This is a genomic window from Cellulomonas sp. H30R-01, assembly GCF_010119915.1.
In the GTDB taxonomy this organism is placed as follows: Bacteria; Actinomycetota; Actinomycetes; order Actinomycetales; family Cellulomonadaceae; genus Cellulomonas; species Cellulomonas algicola.
Genome location: NZ_CP048210.1, coordinates 2,856,375 through 2,872,624 on the forward strand (window position 1 = coordinate 2,856,375; position 16,250 = coordinate 2,872,624).

The 16,250-nt window shown below is 75.0% G+C and carries 17 protein-coding genes; 8 read left to right on the forward strand and 9 right to left on the reverse strand.

Annotated features, from left to right (window positions below):
- Positions 1-87: 87 nt before the first annotated feature.
- From GXP71_RS12765 to GXP71_RS12780, 4 genes are all read right to left on the reverse strand, one after another.
- Positions 88-939, reverse strand: coding sequence for a MerR family transcriptional regulator (locus tag GXP71_RS12765; RefSeq protein WP_238402402.1), 852 nt, complete (start codon positions 937-939; stop codon positions 88-90).
- Between the two features lie 135 nt (positions 940-1,074).
- Positions 1,075-1,872, reverse strand: coding sequence for a hypothetical protein (locus tag GXP71_RS12770; RefSeq protein ID WP_162352951.1), 798 nt, complete (start codon positions 1,870-1,872; stop codon positions 1,075-1,077).
- Positions 1,873-2,071: 199 nt separating this feature from the next.
- On the reverse strand, positions 2,072-3,115 hold the full coding sequence (locus GXP71_RS12775; RefSeq protein WP_162352952.1) for a serine hydrolase: 1,044 nt from the start codon (positions 3,113-3,115) through the stop codon (positions 2,072-2,074).
- Between the two features lie 70 nt (positions 3,116-3,185).
- Positions 3,186-3,596 carry a PPOX class F420-dependent oxidoreductase gene (locus GXP71_RS12780; protein ID WP_162352953.1) on the reverse strand — a complete coding sequence of 137 codons (411 nt, stop codon included), beginning with the start codon at positions 3,594-3,596 and terminating at the stop codon, positions 3,186-3,188.
- A 195-nt stretch (positions 3,597-3,791) separates the two neighbouring features.
- On the opposite strand from GXP71_RS12780, the gene GXP71_RS12785 reads away from it, so the two are divergent.
- Positions 3,792-5,126 carry a nitrate/nitrite transporter gene (locus tag GXP71_RS12785; protein WP_162352954.1) on the forward strand — a complete coding sequence of 445 codons (1,335 nt, stop codon included), beginning with the start codon at positions 3,792-3,794 and terminating at the stop codon, positions 5,124-5,126.
- Here GXP71_RS12785 and GXP71_RS12790 read toward each other — a convergent pair.
- Positions 5,103-6,257, reverse strand: coding sequence for an AI-2E family transporter (locus GXP71_RS12790; RefSeq protein ID WP_238402403.1), 1,155 nt, complete (start codon positions 6,255-6,257; stop codon positions 5,103-5,105). The genes GXP71_RS12785 and GXP71_RS12790 overlap by 24 nt on opposite strands.
- 180 nt (positions 6,258-6,437) lie before the next feature.
- Here GXP71_RS12790 and GXP71_RS12795 point away from each other — a divergent pair, with 180 nt between their 5' ends.
- The 3 genes from GXP71_RS12795 (at position 6,438) to GXP71_RS12805 (ending at position 8,347) form a co-directional block, all read left to right on the forward strand.
- On the forward strand, positions 6,438-6,869 hold the full coding sequence (locus GXP71_RS12795; RefSeq protein WP_162352955.1) for a VOC family protein: 432 nt from the start codon (positions 6,438-6,440) through the stop codon (positions 6,867-6,869).
- A 94-nt stretch (positions 6,870-6,963) separates the two neighbouring features.
- A complete protein-coding gene (locus GXP71_RS12800) occupies positions 6,964-7,521 on the forward strand; it encodes an OsmC family protein (RefSeq protein WP_238402404.1) in 558 nt (185 codons plus the stop codon).
- A gap of 4 nt (positions 7,522-7,525) precedes the next feature.
- Positions 7,526-8,347, forward strand: a complete 822-nt coding sequence (locus GXP71_RS12805) for a hypothetical protein (RefSeq protein ID WP_162352956.1) — start codon at positions 7,526-7,528, stop codon at positions 8,345-8,347.
- Positions 8,348-8,438: 91 nt separating this feature from the next.
- On the opposite strand, the gene GXP71_RS12810 is transcribed toward GXP71_RS12805, so the two are convergent.
- Positions 8,439-9,431, reverse strand: coding sequence for an aldo/keto reductase (locus tag GXP71_RS12810; RefSeq protein WP_162352957.1), 993 nt, complete (start codon positions 9,429-9,431; stop codon positions 8,439-8,441).
- A gap of 143 nt (positions 9,432-9,574) precedes the next feature.
- Between GXP71_RS12810 and GXP71_RS12815 the strand changes: the two genes are divergently transcribed.
- The 3 genes from GXP71_RS12815 (at position 9,575) to rocD (ending at position 12,270) form a co-directional block, all read left to right on the forward strand.
- The gene (locus GXP71_RS12815) at positions 9,575-10,030 is read left to right on the forward strand and encodes an SRPBCC family protein (protein WP_162352958.1); all 456 of its coding nucleotides are present in this window, start codon (positions 9,575-9,577) and stop codon (positions 10,028-10,030) included.
- Between the two features lie 168 nt (positions 10,031-10,198).
- On the forward strand, positions 10,199-11,047 hold the full coding sequence (gene ddaH / locus GXP71_RS12820) for a dimethylargininase (RefSeq protein ID WP_162352959.1): 849 nt from the start codon (positions 10,199-10,201) through the stop codon (positions 11,045-11,047).
- 2 nt (positions 11,048-11,049) lie between these two features.
- Complete coding sequence (rocD, locus tag GXP71_RS12825; RefSeq protein WP_162352960.1) at positions 11,050-12,270, forward strand: ornithine--oxo-acid transaminase; 1,221 nt, start codon at positions 11,050-11,052, stop codon at positions 12,268-12,270.
- A gap of 140 nt (positions 12,271-12,410) precedes the next feature.
- Here rocD and GXP71_RS12830 read toward each other — a convergent pair whose 3' ends face one another.
- Positions 12,411-13,532 (reverse strand): CAP domain-containing protein, encoded by a 1,122-nt coding sequence (locus GXP71_RS12830; protein WP_162352961.1) that lies wholly within the window; start codon positions 13,530-13,532, stop codon positions 12,411-12,413.
- 201 nt (positions 13,533-13,733) lie between these two features.
- Here GXP71_RS12830 and GXP71_RS12835 point away from each other — a divergent pair, with 201 nt between their 5' ends.
- The gene (locus tag GXP71_RS12835; RefSeq protein WP_162352962.1) at positions 13,734-14,222 is read left to right on the forward strand and encodes an Lrp/AsnC family transcriptional regulator; all 489 of its coding nucleotides are present in this window, start codon (positions 13,734-13,736) and stop codon (positions 14,220-14,222) included.
- 97 nt (positions 14,223-14,319) lie between these two features.
- On the opposite strand, the gene GXP71_RS12840 is transcribed toward GXP71_RS12835, so the two are convergent.
- Both GXP71_RS12840 and GXP71_RS12845 read right to left on the reverse strand, forming a co-directional pair.
- Complete coding sequence (locus GXP71_RS12840) at positions 14,320-15,255, reverse strand: universal stress protein (RefSeq protein ID WP_162352963.1); 936 nt, start codon at positions 15,253-15,255, stop codon at positions 14,320-14,322.
- A gap of 251 nt (positions 15,256-15,506) precedes the next feature.
- Positions 15,507-16,112 carry an HNH endonuclease gene (locus GXP71_RS12845; protein WP_238402405.1) on the reverse strand — a complete coding sequence of 202 codons (606 nt, stop codon included), beginning with the start codon at positions 16,110-16,112 and terminating at the stop codon, positions 15,507-15,509.
- Between the last annotated feature and the right edge of the window lie 138 nt (positions 16,113-16,250).

The window sequence follows — 16,250 nt, forward strand, 5'->3', positions numbered from 1 at the left end:
GCGGCATCCCCGCCCGCTCGGCCGACGACGCGTGCGTCGACCGCTCACCACCTGGCGCGCGGCCGGGTGGTGAGCGGCGCGCGAGCGTCAGGCGACGCGCTCGACGGGGGCCTGGAGCTCGGTGACCCAGTCCGGCCCCGGCTCGTGACCCTCGGCCTCGAGGTACACCTCGCGCGTCGGTCCGACGACGCGGTAGCCGTCGGCAGTGAGCTGCTCGAACAGCGCCATCCACGACTCACCGATGCCGCTCATGTCGCCGTGGTGGAGCGTGGTCGCGGCGAGCGGCACGGAGGGCAGGGCGACGACGTCGTAGCCGTCGCCGGGCTGCGGGTCGGGGCCGGTCGGGTAGGAGACGGTGACGCCGAGGGTGTCGTCGTCGTGCGGCTCGTACCAGAAGGTCGACGGCTCGAGGATCGGTCGGCCGGCGGCCTCGAGGGCGGTGTCGAGCCGCTCGATGAGCGGTCCGACGACGGGGCTGACGTGCTCGGGACCCATCCCCGGCGCGACACCCGCGAGCGCGTAGACGGTGAGGGACGGCAGGGCGCGGTAGTCGACTGCGAGGGTCATCGCGGCATCTCCTTCGAGCTGGGAGAGCTTGCGCCGGATCCGGTCGGCGCGGGCGGCCTCGGCCGCGAGCTCCGACTCGATCTCCCGCAGCCGCTCGCGCAGCACCTCGGCGAAGGCCGCGTGCTCGTCGTCGGCGGTGAGGACCGTCGCGATGCGGTCCAGGCCGACGCCGAGGTCGCGGAGCTCGACGAGGCGCAGCAGGTGCGGGACCTGCGCGGGTGCGTAGCGGCGGTACCCGGTGCGGTCGTCGACGTGGACGGGCCGCAGCAGGCCGATCGCGTCGTAGTGACGCAGCATGCGCACGCTGACCCGACCGATGCCGGCGAACTCTCCGATGGTGTACATGGCGTCGACCACGCTGGAGCCTGACACGGCGTGAGGGTCAAGCACCATGCTCGACGGGGACGCGGCAGCCCGCCGCGGACGTCCCCGGGAACGGCCCCGACAACGGCCGTGGGCCGCGCGACCGGGGAGGTCACGCGGCCCACGACGTCAGGCGGAGGTCCGTCAGAACGGCATCTCCGTGGTGATCTGCTCCGGTGCCGGGGCGGTGACGGGCGTGCCCGCGCCGAAGTTCGTGAACGTCATGGTCGTCGTCATGCCGATCAGCTCGTACGACACCTTGCGCACCAGGTCGTCCGCGCCGACCCAGTAGGTGTACGTGAGGGTCGGGGGCAGCGCGGCGACGGACTCGGCCTCCGCGAGCTTGGCGGCGGCCTCGCCGGTCATCTTCGTGGTGTCGACGACGACGGTGTACGGCTGGACGGTGACGCCGTCGATGGTCTCCTCGGGGCCGGCGGGCTCGACGCTCGTGATCGCCGTCTCCATGCCGGACAGGCCGGTGTCGAACTGCTCGGTCATGCCGCCGAAGTCGGCCGCCAGCGGGTTCGACGCGTCGTTCGGGTCGATCTGGAAGAACTGCTCGCCGAGCATCGCGATCTTGAGGTACGCCATGCCGCCGACGAAGCGGATCTCCATGTCACCGACCTCGGGCATGGTCATGCGCATCGCCATGTTCTGGGCGCCGTCGACGACCTGCAGGCTCGCGGTCCCCTGGAACGTGGCGGCGCCGGTCATGTCGAGCGTCATGTCGTACGACGTCTGCGCCTTGAGCGCACCGTCGAGGCGGGAGACGAGGTTGGTCGCCGAGAGCACCTCGACGGTCGGCGTCGGCGTCGCGGACGCGGTCTTCGTGGGGACGGGTGCGGGCGACTCGTCGGCGGTGGCGCTGCCACCGCCGCACGCGGCGAGCGTGGCGGCGAGGACGACCGAGACGGGCAGGGCGAGGATGCTGCGGGACTGCACGGGGACTCCAGACGACATGCCGCACGGGTGGGCGGTCGCCCGAGGCGCGCCGGGCGGGCGGCAGACGCGCGGCGCCGACATCCTGGCAGGCCGCGGCTCACGCTGGCGTCCGCTTTCCCGGCGACCTGCGGCGGCGCACGGAGCACCGCCCGATCGGACGAGCGCGCCGCGCCGCCGGAGCCCGCGACGACGTCACGCCTCAGCCCATCAGCGCGCGGACCGTGCGGCCCACCACGGACCCCTCCTGGGGGACGCCGGGGTCGCGAGCGAGCAGGACGGCGACGGCGCGGTCCGCGCCGCGGTCGGCGAGGAGCTTCGCCTGGAAGCCGACACCCCACCCCTGCGACATGACGCGCGGGCCGCCGACGAGCACCCCGAGCCCGACGCCGTGGTCGTACCGGTCTTCGAGCATCGCGGCGGCGGACGCCGGGTCGAGCAGCACGGACCCCGCACCCCGCCAGGCGCGCAGCAGGTCGGCCAGCAGGACGCCGACGTCGGCGGGCGACGCCCACAGCCCGGAGGCCGACGGGCCGGCGTAGTGGACGCGCACCCCGTCGACGCGCGTGCCGTCGCGGTGGTGACCCGCGCAGGCGGTGCCGACGACGCGGGCGAGCGTCGAGGAGCGCGCACCGGGCGCCGACCGCTCGCCCGCCCAGGCGGTCGTCGCCGTCAGGCCGAGCGGTGCGACGACCTCACGGTGCACGACGTCGGCGAAGGGCTGGGCGCTGACGGTCTCGACGACGCGCTCGACCAGGCAGAAGCCGGCGTCGGAGTACGAGAAGGCGCGGCCAGGCGGCTCGGTCACGCGGACGGGACCGTCGTGGTGCGGCGTCCGGCCCGCGACGACGTCGGCGGTCGCCGGGGCCTCACCCGGGCCGGGGGTGAACGCGTCGGGTGGGTCGACGACGCCGCCGTGGTGGGACAGGAGCTGCCGGACCGACGGTCCGGGGCCGGCCGGGACGACCTCCACGTCGAGCACGTCCCGCACGTCGGCGTCAAGGTCGAGGACCCCATCGCGCGCAAGGCGCAGGGCGACGACGGCGGTGACCGTCTTGGCCGTCGAGCAGAGGTGGAACGCCGTCGAGGGGTCGGCCGCCCGACCGGTCGACGTGTCCGCGAGGCCCTCGACGTTCACCGAGTCCGGCGTCCTGCCGTGCACGACCACCGTCGCGAGGGCAGGTCGGGCGAGCCTGCGCGCCGGGTGGCCGGGAGGGACGCCGTTGCTGGTCAGGCGGGGTGTCATCTGCGCAGCGAACCACCACGCACCGGTGCCCGCACGGGTCTTCGGTCCGGTCGGAGACCCGGGCGGTCGCTCAGTCCTGCTTCGCCGCGCCCCAGCCGTGCCAGTGGTCGATCTCGACGAGCACGCTCACGCGCGCGCGGTCGCGCACGGGGTACGGGTTGCCGCCGTAGTGGACCGACAGGCGGTCGATGTCGGTGAGGTCGGTGTCGTCGCGGATCTCCACGACGCGGCCCTGGACGCTCACGTGGGTGTACCAGTTGGCCTCGTCGATCGCGGTGAGCGAGACCTGCGGGTTGGCGCGGAGGTGCTTGAGGCGCGCGCGGGACGCGTCGAGGTTGAGCAGGATGCGCCCGTCGTCCTCGACGAGGTACCAGGTCGCGACGGTCACCGGGTGGCCGTCGGGGTGGATGGTGCCCATCACCGCGGGGTTGGGCTTCGCGAGGAGCGCGGCGACGTCGGCGGGCAGCGGGGGCTTGGGCACGAGGAGTCCTCTCGTCGGGGGGGTCGGCCATCTCGGGATGTCGACCGCGTCGTGGTGTCGGCCACAGTGTCGTCGCGTCGTCGCAGGAGAGCACGCTCGGCGGCCGGACGTCCCGTCCCGCGGACGTAGGCTGGTGAGCATCCCCGGTCGCACCGCGTGCTCGTCGCGGGCCGGGTCCCCGGAGAGGTCCCCTGCGTGACTCGCGTCCCCGCGCCCGCCCCGGCGCGCTCCGACGCACCCTCCTCCTCCCCCAGCCGACGCGCGTACGCCGTGTACGCGGCGGCCGTCGTCGCGTACTTCGTCGCGATCGTGCACCGCACCGCGATGGGCGTGGCCGGTGTCGAGGCGGTCGACCGGTTCGCGCTGTCCGCCACGGCGCTGTCGTCGTTCGTCGTCGCACAGCTGCTGCTCTACACGCTCATGCAGATCCCGGCGGGCCGGCTGCTCGACCGGTTCGGACCGCGCGCGGTCATCACGGCCGGCTCGCTGGTCATGGCGGCGGGGCAGCTGCTGCTCGCCGTCGCGGACACCGTGCCCGTCGCGCTGCTGGCGCGCGTGCTGCTGGGTGCGGGCGACGCGGGCATCTTCATCAGCGCGGTCCGACTGATCGCCGAGTGGTTCCCGCCCCGCAAGGCACCGGTGATGGTGCAGGTCACGGGCCTCGTCGGGCAGTCGGGCAACCTGGCGTCGGCGATCCCCGTCGCCTGGCTGCTGCACCACCACGGCTGGACGACGACGTTCGGGACGCTGGCCGCGGTCGGCGTCGTCGCCGCGGGCGTCGCGTTCGGCGGCATCCGCAGCGCGCAGCCGCGCGACCCGCTCAGCCACGAACGCCTGGCACCCGCCCTGCGCGCGGCCCTCCAGCCGCCCGGCACCCGGCTCGGCTTCTGGAGCCACTTCGCGACCCCGTTCAGCGCGAACGTCGTGGCGCTGCTGTGGGGCGTGCCGTTCTTCGTCACGGCCCAGGGACGCACGGCCGCGGAGGCGAGCCTGCTGCTCACCGCGCTCACGCTGACGGCCATGGTCACGGGCCCGGTCGTCGGGCGGTTCACCGCCCGCCACCCGCTGCGGCGGTCGTGGTCGGTGCTCGCGAGCTGTGCCGTCACGCTGGTCGCGTGGGTGTGGCTGCTGGTCCCGTCGACGCCCCGCCCCCTGTGGCAGCTGGTCGTGTTCGTCGTCCTCGTCGGCGCGGGCGGGCCCGTGTCGCTGGTCGGCATGGACTTCGCACGGACGTTCTCCCCGCCGACGTCGCTCGGCACCGCGAGCGGGTTCGTCAACACGGGCGGGTTCACGTCGACCATCGCGGGCCTGCTGGGCGTCGGCGTGGTGCTCCAGCTGGTCGAGCCACACGCCGCGGGCACCTACTCGCTCGACGCGTACCGCATCGCGTTCACCGTGCTGCTGGTGCCGTGGGTCGTGGGCGTGGTCGGCGTGCTGTCGAGCCGGCGCCGCACGCGCGCGCTCATGGCCGAGGCGGGCGTCGTCGTCCCGCCGCTGCGCGAGGCGCTACGCCGGGTCCGCGGCCGCTGACGGCGCCGGTTCCGGCGTCACTCCCGGCGTCGGCTCCCGCTGCGGCCCCCGCACCACCGTCCGGTCCCCCGACAACCACCGCAGCCAGCGCGTCGACGGGTCCGGCTCGAGGACGAGCGCCCGGACCAGCAGCGTGAGCGGGATGCACAGCACCGCCCCGACAGGCCCGATGACGAACGACCAGAACGCGACCGACACGAAGCTCAGGGTGAGCGACAGGTCCACGGCGTCGCTCACGAACTTCGGCTGCACGAGGACCTGCAGCACCACGTTGACCACGCAGTAGACCGCGACCACGCCGAGCATGAGCGGCCACCCGCCGACGACGAGCGCGAGCACCGCGGGCGGGATCAGCCCGAGCACGAACCCCACGTTCGGCACGAAGTTCGTGACGAACGCGAGGATCGCCCACACGACCGGCGCGGGGATGCCGAGCATCGCGAGCGCGATCCCGTCGAGCACCGCCACGATCGCGCCGAACGTCGCGTTGACGACGTAGTAGCGCCGCACGCCCGACGTGAACCGCGCGATGCGCCCGAGCGCCGGCCCGCGCTCGTCGCCGAACAGCCGCCCCGCGCTGCCGTACCGGGCACCGTCGGCCGCCATGAACAGCACGTACGCGAAGACCACGAAGAGCGCGCCGAGCACCGACACCGCGGAGGACCCCAGCGACGTGACCATGCCGACCAGCCGGGCCGGGTCGAGCGCCGTCGACGCCGCGTCCGCGGCGGTCCCCTCGAGCCCGAGGCCGGCGAGCCGCTCGGACGCATCGTCGACCACCGAGCCGAGCTCGTCGGTGTAGTCCCCGACCATGACGGCGAACCGCGCGACCGCGAACGCGACGAGCCCCGCGATCGTGAGGATCACGAGCCACCCGACGACCACGACGACCGTCGTCGCCGCCCACGAGGGCCAGCCGCGCCGCTCGAGCGGGAACCGCAGCGGATGCACGATGACGACGATCACCGCGCCGAGCGCGAGCGGTCCCAGCAGGTCGCGGGCGGCCCAGATCCCGGCCAGCAGGACGACGACCGCGGCGAGCACGACGAGCGTGCGCTGCGCGTGCCCGGCGGCCCCTGCGTGCGCGTCGTGCGTGCGCACCGGCACGCGCGTCCCCGTCCCGTCGTCCACCCGGACCTCCGTCGCCACGACGACCACCACCGGCACGCTCACCCTGGCGTGCCGCGGGGGCGCCGTCCAGCCACACGCCGCACGGCGGACAGGGCGTCGCGCCGACTCGGACGCGCGGCGCTGGGCGTGTCGTACCCCGTCGCTCACGTGGACGAACCACCCACGACGGAAGGAACGGTCATGGCGGCACCGGTCACGCTCCGCGGCATCTCCACGCTCTCCCTGTGGGCCGACGACGTCACGGCGGCCGGCGCCTGGTACGCCGACCTGCTGGGCGTCGAGCCGTACTACGCGCGCCCCGAGCCGCCCGCAGCGCCGAGCTACCTCGAGTTCCGGCTGGGCGACCACGGGACCGAGCTCGGCATCATCGACCGCCGCTTCGCCCTCCCGGGCCTGCGCACCGGCGAGCCGGGCGGGATCGTCGCGTACTGGGCGGTCGACGACGTGCAGAAGGCGCTCGACACCTTCCTGGCGGCCGGGGCGACGCCGTTGCAGCCGATCACGGAGTTCGGGCCCGGATTCGTGACCGCGGCGGTCGTCGACCCCTTCGGCAACGTGGTCGGGCTCATGTACAACCAGCACTACCTGGACCAGGCCGCAGGCGACGCCTGACCCCGTCCCCGCCGCACGACCTCGGCACCCCGTCCTCGCACGGCGAACACCCGCCGAGCGGTCGCGCGGACGGCTGCGTGGCAGGATCGAGCGCATGACGACGGACCAGACGGTGGCGGACCAGCCCCGCCCGACCGCTCCGGACGCGCCCGCAGCCGAGTCCGCGACGCCCGCCCCGGAGCCCACGCCCGCCCCCGTGCCGGCGGTCGCGACGACGCCCGACGTGACGAAGAACGCCGGCGACACCGAGCTGTGGGTCGAGCGCACCGGCAAGCGGCAGTACACGGGGCGCTCGTCCCGCGGCGCCGAGGTGCTCATCGGCTCGGTCGGCGACGAGGGCCGGTTCACGCCCGGCGAGCTGCTCAAGATCGCGCTCGCCGCGTGCAGCGGCCTGTCGTCCGACGCGGCGCTCGCGCACCGGCTCGGCGACGACGTCGACGTGACCATCAAGGTCAGCGGCATGGCCCACGACACCGAGGACCGCTACCCGGCGCTCGCCGAGGAGCTCGTCGTCGACCTGTCGAGCCTCGACCCGGCCGCGCGCGAGCGCCTGCTCACGGTCGTGCACCGCGCGGTCGACCAGCACTGCACCGTCGGCCGCACCCTGGAGCACGGGGCCGCCGTGACCCTGACGGTGACCGGGGAGCGCTGACCGGATGCCACGCCTCGTCGAGGCCGCCCTCGCCAAGGCGGTGACGATCCCGTCGTCCACGATCCACGCGCACGTCGACCAGCTGCGACGCCGCAACCCGGAGGCGACGCCCGAGGAGCTCGTCCGGCTCCTCGAGAAGGAGTACCTGGTCGTCGTGGCCGCCGCGGGCGGCGCCGTCGGTGCAGCGGCCGCGGCCCCCGCGGTCGGTACGGGCATCGCGCTGACGCTGACGGCCAGCGACGTCGCGACGTTCTTCGGTGCGTCCGCGGCGTTCGCGCTGGCCGTGGCGAGCGTGCACGGCATCGACGTCGAGGACGTCGAGCGGCGACGTGCCCTGCTCCTGACGACGGTCCTCGGCGAGTCCGGCGCGAAGGCGGTCGGCGACGCGGCGGAGTTCTCGTCGGCGAACGCGGCTCGCGTGCTGCTCACGCGCATGCCCATGGCGACCGTGCGCAAGGTCAACTCGACGCTGACCCGCAAGATGGTCCGCACGCAGCTCACACGCCACACGGGCCTCGCGCTCGGGCGGCTCGTGCCCTACGGGATCGGCGCGGTCGTCGGTGTGACCGGCGCGCGCGCGCTCGGCCGGACCGTCATCCAGGGCGCTCGTGCCGCGTTCGGTCCGCCGCCCGCGCAGTTCCCGGAGACGATCGTCGTCGCCGCGGGCGAGGTGCCGAAGCTGATCGTCGCCGACCGCAAGGACGGTGCACCGCAGGTGCCCTCGCTCACCGCGGTCCCCGAGCAGCGGGGGCGGCGCCTGCGCGCGCTGACCGGCCGCCGCACCCCGAAGGTCCCCGAGCAGAGCCCGGCACCCGACGAGTCCTGAGCGCGACGCACCCTCCCGAGGACGCAGACGCCCCGCCCCGGCACAGGTCCGTGCCGGGGCGGGGCTGTCCGTCGCGTCTCCGCGACGAGGGTCACCAGCGGCCGTGCACGTGCTCCCGGACGCGCTCGTCGTAGATCGCGCGCAGCCGCTCCGACGTCTCGTCGCCCAGCGGGGCGAGGTCGGCGGCGGCCGCGTTGGCCCGCGCCTGGTCGGGCGTGCGCGCCCCCGGAATGACGACGGAGACACCCGGCTGCTCGACGATCCACCGCAGCGCGAGCTGCGCGGTCGTGGCCCCGTCGGGCGTGAGCGCGGCGACCTCGCGGGCCGCGGCGACGCCGACGTCGTAGGGCACGCCCGAGAACGTCTCGCCGACGTCGAACGCCTCGCCGTTCCGGTTGAAGCTCCGGTGGTCGTCGGCCGCGAACGTCGTGTGCTCGTCGTACTTGCCGGACAGCAGGCCGGACGCGAGGGGCACACGCGCGATGATCCCGACACCGGCCTCGGCCGCGGCGGGGAGCACCTCGTCGAGCGGCTTGCGCCGGAAGATGTTGAGGATGATCTGGATCGACGCGACGTTCGGCCGCGCGATCGCGGTGAGGGCCTCGTCGACGGTCTCGACGGACACGCCGTACGCGGCGACGCGGCCCTCGTCGACGAGCGTGTCGAGCGCGTCGTAGGTCGACTCGCGCGACAGCACCGCGGTGGGCGGGCAGTGCAGCTGGACGAGGTCGAGCGTGTCGACGCCGAGGTTGCTGCGCGAGCGGTCGGTCCAGCCGCGGAACGCGTCGAGCGTGTACGCGTCGGCGACGTGCGGGTCGGCGCGGCGGCCCATCTTGGTCGCGACCGTCAGCCCGGACGCGGCGCCCCCGCGGGCGGCGAGGAAGCGGCCGACCAGCCGCTCGGAGCGCCCGTCGCCGTAGACGTCCGCCGTGTCGAGGAAGGTCACCCCCGCGTCGACGGCCGCGTCGAGGATCTGCAGCGCGGTGTCGTCGCCGACGTCGCCCCAGTCCCCTCCCAGCTGCCAGCAGCCGAGGCCGACGACCCCGACGTGCCGTCCCGTGCGTCCCAGAACCCGCTTCTCCATGCGTCCGACGCTACCTCGGCCTCGACGCTTCCTCGCGCGTGGTCCGCCCCACCGGCGGGGTGCGACGAGCCGACGCACGGCGGTGGCCGCAGGATGGTACCGACGGGTCCGCCGACTCGCGGCGGCCCGCGGAGGGAGTCCCGATGACCACGACGACGCGGGTCCTGCCGCTGCCGGCGCCGCGCGCCTGGGACCTGGTCGCGGACGCGCGGAACCACGCCCGGTGGGTGCCGCTGACGCGTGTGAACGTCGCGGGCGGCCACGTGGTCGCCGTGACCGGGCCGCGTGCGCGCCGCGGCGGCGGCGGGCTCGTCGACCGCATGCGGATCGACCGCTTCGACCCGCCGCACGACGACCGGCCGGGGGTCGCGGAGTTCACGAAGGTCGGCCGCGTGCTGCGCGGGACCGCGCGGATCGAGGTCCAGGCGGCGGGCCCGGACGCCGCCCGGGTGTCGTGGACCGAGTCGGTGCACCTCGCAGGCCCGCTGCCCGCCGGGCTGACGCGTGCGGCCTCGGCGCCGTTCCTCACGCTCATGGTGCGGCGCGCGCTGCGGCTGGCCGCGCACGAGGCCGCGCAGGAGGACGCGCACCACCTGTAGGGCCCGACCCGGCCGTGTGCGGCCTGATGCAACGGATCGCCGTCGCACGCGCGCATCACGCAACGGATCCACCTCCGACGCGCAATCGGCGGTGACGAGGTGCGCGCGACGCTCCCCCTAGGCTCGACGTGACTGCCGTCCGTTCCCGCCGTCCCCACGAGGAGCACGATGACGACGACCGCCCCCGGCGCCACGCGCCGCCACTACCTGATGTGCGAGCCGCGCTTCTACACCGTCTCGTACGAGATCAACCCCTGGATGGACAAGACGCGGTACACCGACGTCGACCTGGCCGTCCGGCAGTGGCGCACGCTGCGCGACACCTACCTCGACCTGGGCCACCGGGTCGACGTGATCGAGCCGATCGACGGCCTGCCCGACATGGTCTACGCCGCGAACGGCGCGACCGTCGTCGACGGCGTCGTGTACTCCGCCCGGTTCCGCTACCCGGAGCGCGGCCCCGAGGGCCCGGCCTACCAGAAGTGGTTCGCGGACCGCGGCTTCGTCACGCACACCGCCGCGCAGGTCAACGAGGGCGAGGGCGACCTGCTCGTCGTCGGGAACATGGTCCTCGCGGGCACCGGCTTCCGCACGGACCGCGCCGCGCACGCCGAGGCGCAGGAGCTGTTCGGCCGCCCGGTCGTGTCGCTCGAGCTCGTCGACCCGCACTACTACCACCTCGACACCGCGCTCGCGGTCCTGTCCAGCGACCCCGCCGACCCGCAGATCGCGTACTACCCGCCGGCGTTCTCCGCGGGCTCGCGGGCGGTGCTCCAGCAGCTCTTCCCGGACGCCGTGGTCGCGACCGAGCAGGACGCCGTCGCGCTGGGACTCAACGCCGTCTCCGACGGCCAGAACGTCGTCGTCGCGCCCGCCGCGACCGACCTCGCCGCCGCGCTGCGCGAGCGCGGGTACACCCCGATCCCGGTCGAGACCACGGAGCTGCTCAAGGGCGGCGGCGGCGCGAAGTGCTGCACGCTCGAGATCCGTCCGGCCGGGGCCCCGACGGGAGACTGACGATGACCGCGCTGCAGGACGCCCGGACGTCGACGCTCGCGCGGAACTACGACCCGCTGCCCGTGACCCTCGTCTCCGGCGAGGGCTCGTGGGTGACGGACACCGACGGACGCCGCTACCTGGACCTGCTGTCGGCGTACTCCGCGCTCAACTTCGGGCACCGGCACCCCGCGCTCGTCGCCGCGGCGCACGCGCAGCTCGACCGCCTCACGCTCACGTCGCGGGCCTTCGACCACGACCTGCTCCACCCGTTCGCGGACCGGCTCGCGTCGCTCGTCGGGCCGCTCGTCGCCGGCACGCCGATGGTCCTGCCGATGAACACCGGCGCCGAGGCCGTCGAGACGGCGATCAAGGCGGCGCGGAAGTGGGGCTACGACGTCAAGGGCGTGCCCGACGGGCGCGCGCGCATCGTCGTGGTCGACGGCAACTTCCACGGCCGTACGACGACGATCGTGTCGTTCTCGGCGGACCCCGACGCGCACGACGGGTTCGGGCCCTACACCCCGGGCTTCGTCCGCGTCCCGTACGGCGACGCGGCGGCCCTGCAGGCGGCGCTCGACGAGGACACGGTCGCCGTCCTGCTCGAGCCCGTGCAGGGCGAGCAGGGCGTCGTGATCCCGCCCGCGGACTACCTGCCGGCGGTGCGGGCCGCGTGCACGGCGGCCGACGTGCTGCTCGTGGTCGACGAGATCCAGAGCGGCCTCGGACGCACCGGCAGCACGCTCGCGAGCGAGCTGTGGGGCGTGCGACCGGACCTCGTCACGCTCGGCAAGGCGCTGGGCGGCGGGATCGTGCCCGTGTCGGCGGTCGTCGGCCGCGACGACGTGCTCGGCGTGCTCACGGCCGGGACGCACGGCTCGACGTTCGGCGGCAACCCGCTCGCGTGCGCGGTCGGCCTCGCCGTCGTCGAGCTGCTCGCGACGGGAGAGCCGCAGGCTCGCGCGCGTGAGCTCGGTGCGCGCATGGGCGAGCGGCTCGACGCGCTCGTCGACGAGGGCCGTCTCGCGGAGGTGCGCCGTGTCGGGCTGTGGGCCGGCCTGGACGTCGCGCCCGGACGCCCTGGCGGCCCCGGGACGGGCCGCGATCTGTGCGGACGCCTGCTCGAGCGCGGCGTGCTCGCGAAGGACACGCACGGGCGGACCATCCGCATCGCGCCCCCGCTCACGATGTCGACCGCCGACCTCGACACCGCCCTGGACCACCTCGCCGACGCGCTGCCCTGACCAGCCGTCGGGCCGACGCCGGGTCACGCACCGACGGGGGTGCGCGGCCCGGTGTCGTGCCACCGTCCGGACGCCCTCCCGCCCGGACGCGACGGGGCCCGGTCCGGCGGCGTCTCGACCAGCGGGAGCCCTGACCGGCGTCAGCTGAAGCGGACCGCCCCGAAGAGCCAGCCCGCGCTCGACGCGGCACCGACGGACATGCTCGAGACGTCGGTCCGCAGCATCTGCGCGTTGTGCCCGGGCGACCGCGACCACGCGGACACGAGCGACGACGCGCTGCCGTTGCTCACGCACCCGACGATGTTGTCGCCGCCCGAGTGCCAGATTCCGCCCGTCGCGGCCATGTTCAGGGCGTGCGACGTCAGGCTGCCGGAGCGGGAGATCGACAGCGCCCCGAGCCCGGCGGACGCGCGGTAGGCGTTGATCGCCTCGCCGACCGCGCCGGCGCTCGCCTCGCCCGCCGACCCGCCCGAGCCTGCGCACACCTTGCCGCCCGCGGGCACGCCGCCGGTCGGCGCCGGCGCGGCCGTCCCGCCCGACGACTGCGTCGTGGTGGTCGTCGTGCGCGTCGAACGCGGCTTGACGGTCGTCTTGGTCGAGCCCCGGGCTGCGGCCTGCTGCGCTGCGGCCTGGCGCGCCGCCTCGGCCGCTGCGGCCTGCTCGGCGGCGATCCGGGCCTGCTCCGCCGCGACCCAGGCGGCCTGCGCGTCGGCGACGGCCTTCTCGGGTCCGGCGACACCACCGGTCGCGGCACGCAGGGCCGTGATGCTGACGTTCGGTCCGGCGATCGCGGCGCTCACCGCACCGGTCGCCGTCTGCAGCGCCCCGCGCGGGCCGTCCCCGGCCTGCGGGGACGCGGCGAGCGTGCCGTTCGCGTGGTCCACGACCTGCTGCGCCGACGCCGCGACGGCCGTGCGCGCCGACGTGTACACGGCGGTGGTCGCCTGCGCGTCGAGCGCGCCGCGCACGCCCGCGTCGGTCGCGGTCGCGGGCAGCACGGCGGAGATCCGCAGGCGCGCCTCGGCGACGCGCTCCTCACGCAGGGTGGCCGCCCGCTGGGCGGCGACACCCGTGGTCGCCCCGGCGAGCACGAGCGCGAGACCGCCCGCGACGACGAACCAGGTGCGACGGCTGCGCCCACCGTGCGGGCCACCGCCCGCGCGGCTGCGCTGCGTCGGGATCGTCCCGGCCGGCGCGAGCGTGCGGGCGCCCTCCACCGGCGTGACGGTCTGCGTCCCGCTGTCCTTCGAGTCCACGTCCATTCGTCTCCCCCCGAATGACGACCCCGTCCGCACGTGACCGGCGGCGGGGCTCGACTTCCCTTCGGCACTCGCGTGGTCGTTCTTGAGCGATCCGTTCCCTTTCGTTCGATCTCCGCCAGGGTGTCGGGTGCGCCCGGTTGTCGCCACCCGAACGCGGACACGTGCCCAGGACGACCGTCACCCGCGCGCGCGTCCGGGAAGATGGACCTCGTGCGAGACGACTCCGGCACCGACGCCCTCGACGCCGCGATCCTGCGGGTGCTCGCGCAGGACGCCCGCGCGACGTTCGCGCAGGTGGGGCAGCAGGTGTCGTTGTCCGCACCCGCGGTGAAGCGCCGCGTCGACCGGCTGCGGGCCGCCGGCGTGATCCGCGGCTTCACCGTGCGGCTCGACCCCGCGGCCATGGGCTGGCACACCGAGGCGTTCGTCGAGCTGTTCTGCCAGGGGTCGACCAGCCCTGCGACGATGCGCGACGCCGTCGAGCAGTACCCCGAGGTCGTCGCGGCCAGCACGGTCACGGGCGACGTGGACCTCGTCGTGCAGGTCCGCGCGCGCGACATGCGTCATCTCGAGCGCGTCGTCGAGCGCCTGGCGGCCGAGCCGTTCGTGTCCCGCACCCGGTCGACCGTCGTGCTGTCGGCGCTCGTGCGTCGCCCCGACGTCCCGGCCGACCCCGCCGCGGACGACTGACCGCGACGCCCGTCCCCACCGGTCCGTCGGGGTGCGGGCCACCGTGGCAGCGGCGCGCCCGACAGCCGTGCGACGACGTCGCCCCGTCCGCGCGCCCTCAGGAGGTCGGCTCGTCCTTCTGGCAGCGGTTGGTCACGACCATCACCGGGCAGTCCGAGTGGTGCAGCACGGCCTGGCTCGTCGAGCCCAGCAGCAGTCCCGCGAACCCGCCGCGGCCGCGCGAGCCGACGACGATGAGGTCGGTCGCGACCGAGAACTCCGTGAGCAGCTCCGCGCCGCCGCCGTCGAGCGCGTGCCGCTTGACGACGACGTCGGGGTGCTCGAGGAGCGCGCGGTCGACGACCACGTTGAGCCCCTCGGCGACGTCGCGCAGCACCTGGTCGTGGTCGACCGTGTCGGGCAGCCACGCGAGCACCCCGCTCAGCGAGCTCGCGGGGACGCCCGCGACCGCGTGCACCTCCGCACCCCACACCGCGGCCTCCGTGATCGCGTAGCTCAGCGCTCGCTCCGCCTGCGGCGAGCCGTCCACACCGACGACGATGCGCCGCACGGGCTTGACCGCGGGCAGCGCGGCGTCGTCGGCGAGCGCCCGGCCGCCTTCGCGCAGCGGCACGACGACCGTCGGGCAGTACGCGTGCGCAGGCAGCGCGGACGACACCGTGCCGAGCAGCCGGTCCGCGAACCCGCCCCGACCGCGCGTCCCGACGACCGAGAGGCGCACGCGGTGCGACATGTCGACGAGGACGCCTGCGGCGTCACCGGTCTGCACGGTGGCGGTGACCGGCACGCCGGACGCCGACACGCGCGCGGACGCCTCGGCGAGCACGGCCTTCGCGCCCTGCTGGATCGCGGTGTCGTCGAGCGCGGCGTAGCCGCCGTCGAGCGACGCGGCCGTGAACGACGGCAACGAGTAGGCGCACACCAGGTGCAGCCCCCAGCCGCGGACCGCGGCCTCTGCGGCCGCCCAGTCCAACGCGTGCAGGCTGGCGGCCGAGCCGTCCAGCCCCACGAGCACCACGTCGTCCCGCACCATCGGGGCCTCCCGTCCTCGTCGCGCGACCGCTGTGTCACGCGCCGTCCGGCGTCGGATCCTCACCCAGGTCCAGTGTGGCCCCCGGGATCACCGCTGCGCCCCCAGGAGACCGCAGCGATACCGTAGTTTGGCACATCCTTGACCCGGCGATCCGCACGGACCGCGGCGGGCCGCACGCGCCGGACGACGGCCGCACGACCGCGACGACCGGTGCGGCCCGGTCACGCCAGGTCGGGTCGACTCCGGTCCGGTCAGGTCCGGACGTACGCCGCCCACAGCGGCTCGGCGCGCACCGCGGACGACCCGAACGTCACGGACCAGCGTGGCGCGCGGGGCGTGAACGTCAGCTCCCACCCGATCTCGTGCAGCAGCCGGTCGGCCTTGCGGTGGTTGCAGCGGACGCACGCCGCGACGACGTTCGACCACTCGTGCCGGCCGCCGCGCGACCGCGGGTGCACGTGGTCGACCGTGTCGGCCCCTCCCCCGCAGTACGCGCAGCGGTGGCTGTCGCGCTGCAGGACGGTCCGCCGCGTGGGCGGCACCGGCTTGCGGACCGGCACGTGGACGTAGCGCGTGAGGCACAGCACGACGGGCAGCGGGACCGCGGCGTGCTCGGAGTGCAGCATCCGCCCGTCGGTCTCGAGCACCGTGGCCTTGCCGCTCATCACGAGCAGCACGGCCCGTCGCAGGCTCACGATGCACAGGGGTTCCATGCTCGCGTTGAGCAGCAGCGAGCGGGCGCCGGACGACAGCGCCGACGGGATCGCCCGGGAGCCGGGTGGCGCGGTGACGGCACGGGCGCTCGCGCCGACCGTCCCGCCCCCCTCGGGGGCGAGGGCAGTTGTCTCGGTCAGCACGGCGTCCTCCCGACCTCACGGGTCGGACCGGCTGGCTGCCGGCCCGGCGAAGCAACAGCGTGGTGCGCGACCAGCGTACGCGGCGACCTCGCGTCGGCCATCGGAGTTCCGTGCGCGCCGCGGGTGAACGCCGGACGC

What these genes read in the sequence shown, in the direction of transcription:
- GXP71_RS12775 (WP_162352952.1), bottom strand. Translation starts at nt 3,115, where the DNA reads ATGACACCCCGCCTGACCAGCAACGGCGTCCCTCCCGGCCACCCGGCG.
- GXP71_RS12795 (WP_162352955.1), top strand. Translation starts at nt 6,438, where the DNA reads ATGGCGGCACCGGTCACGCTCCGCGGCATCTCCACGCTCTCCCTGTGG.
- GXP71_RS12800 (WP_238402404.1), top strand. Translation starts at nt 6,964, where the DNA reads ATGACGACGGACCAGACGGTGGCGGACCAGCCCCGCCCGACCGCTCCG.
- GXP71_RS12805 (WP_162352956.1), top strand. Translation starts at nt 7,526, where the DNA reads ATGCCACGCCTCGTCGAGGCCGCCCTCGCCAAGGCGGTGACGATCCCG.
- GXP71_RS12810 (WP_162352957.1), bottom strand. Translation starts at nt 9,431, where the DNA reads ATGGAGAAGCGGGTTCTGGGACGCACGGGACGGCACGTCGGGGTCGTC.
- GXP71_RS12815 (WP_162352958.1), top strand. Translation starts at nt 9,575, where the DNA reads ATGACCACGACGACGCGGGTCCTGCCGCTGCCGGCGCCGCGCGCCTGG.
- ddaH (WP_162352959.1), top strand. Translation starts at nt 10,199, where the DNA reads ATGACGACGACCGCCCCCGGCGCCACGCGCCGCCACTACCTGATGTGC.
- rocD (WP_162352960.1), top strand. Translation starts at nt 11,050, where the DNA reads ATGACCGCGCTGCAGGACGCCCGGACGTCGACGCTCGCGCGGAACTAC.
- GXP71_RS12830 (WP_162352961.1), bottom strand. Translation starts at nt 13,532, where the DNA reads ATGGACGTGGACTCGAAGGACAGCGGGACGCAGACCGTCACGCCGGTG.
- GXP71_RS12835 (WP_162352962.1), top strand. Translation starts at nt 13,734, where the DNA reads ATGGACCTCGTGCGAGACGACTCCGGCACCGACGCCCTCGACGCCGCG.
- GXP71_RS12840 (WP_162352963.1), bottom strand. Translation starts at nt 15,255, where the DNA reads ATGGTGCGGGACGACGTGGTGCTCGTGGGGCTGGACGGCTCGGCCGCC.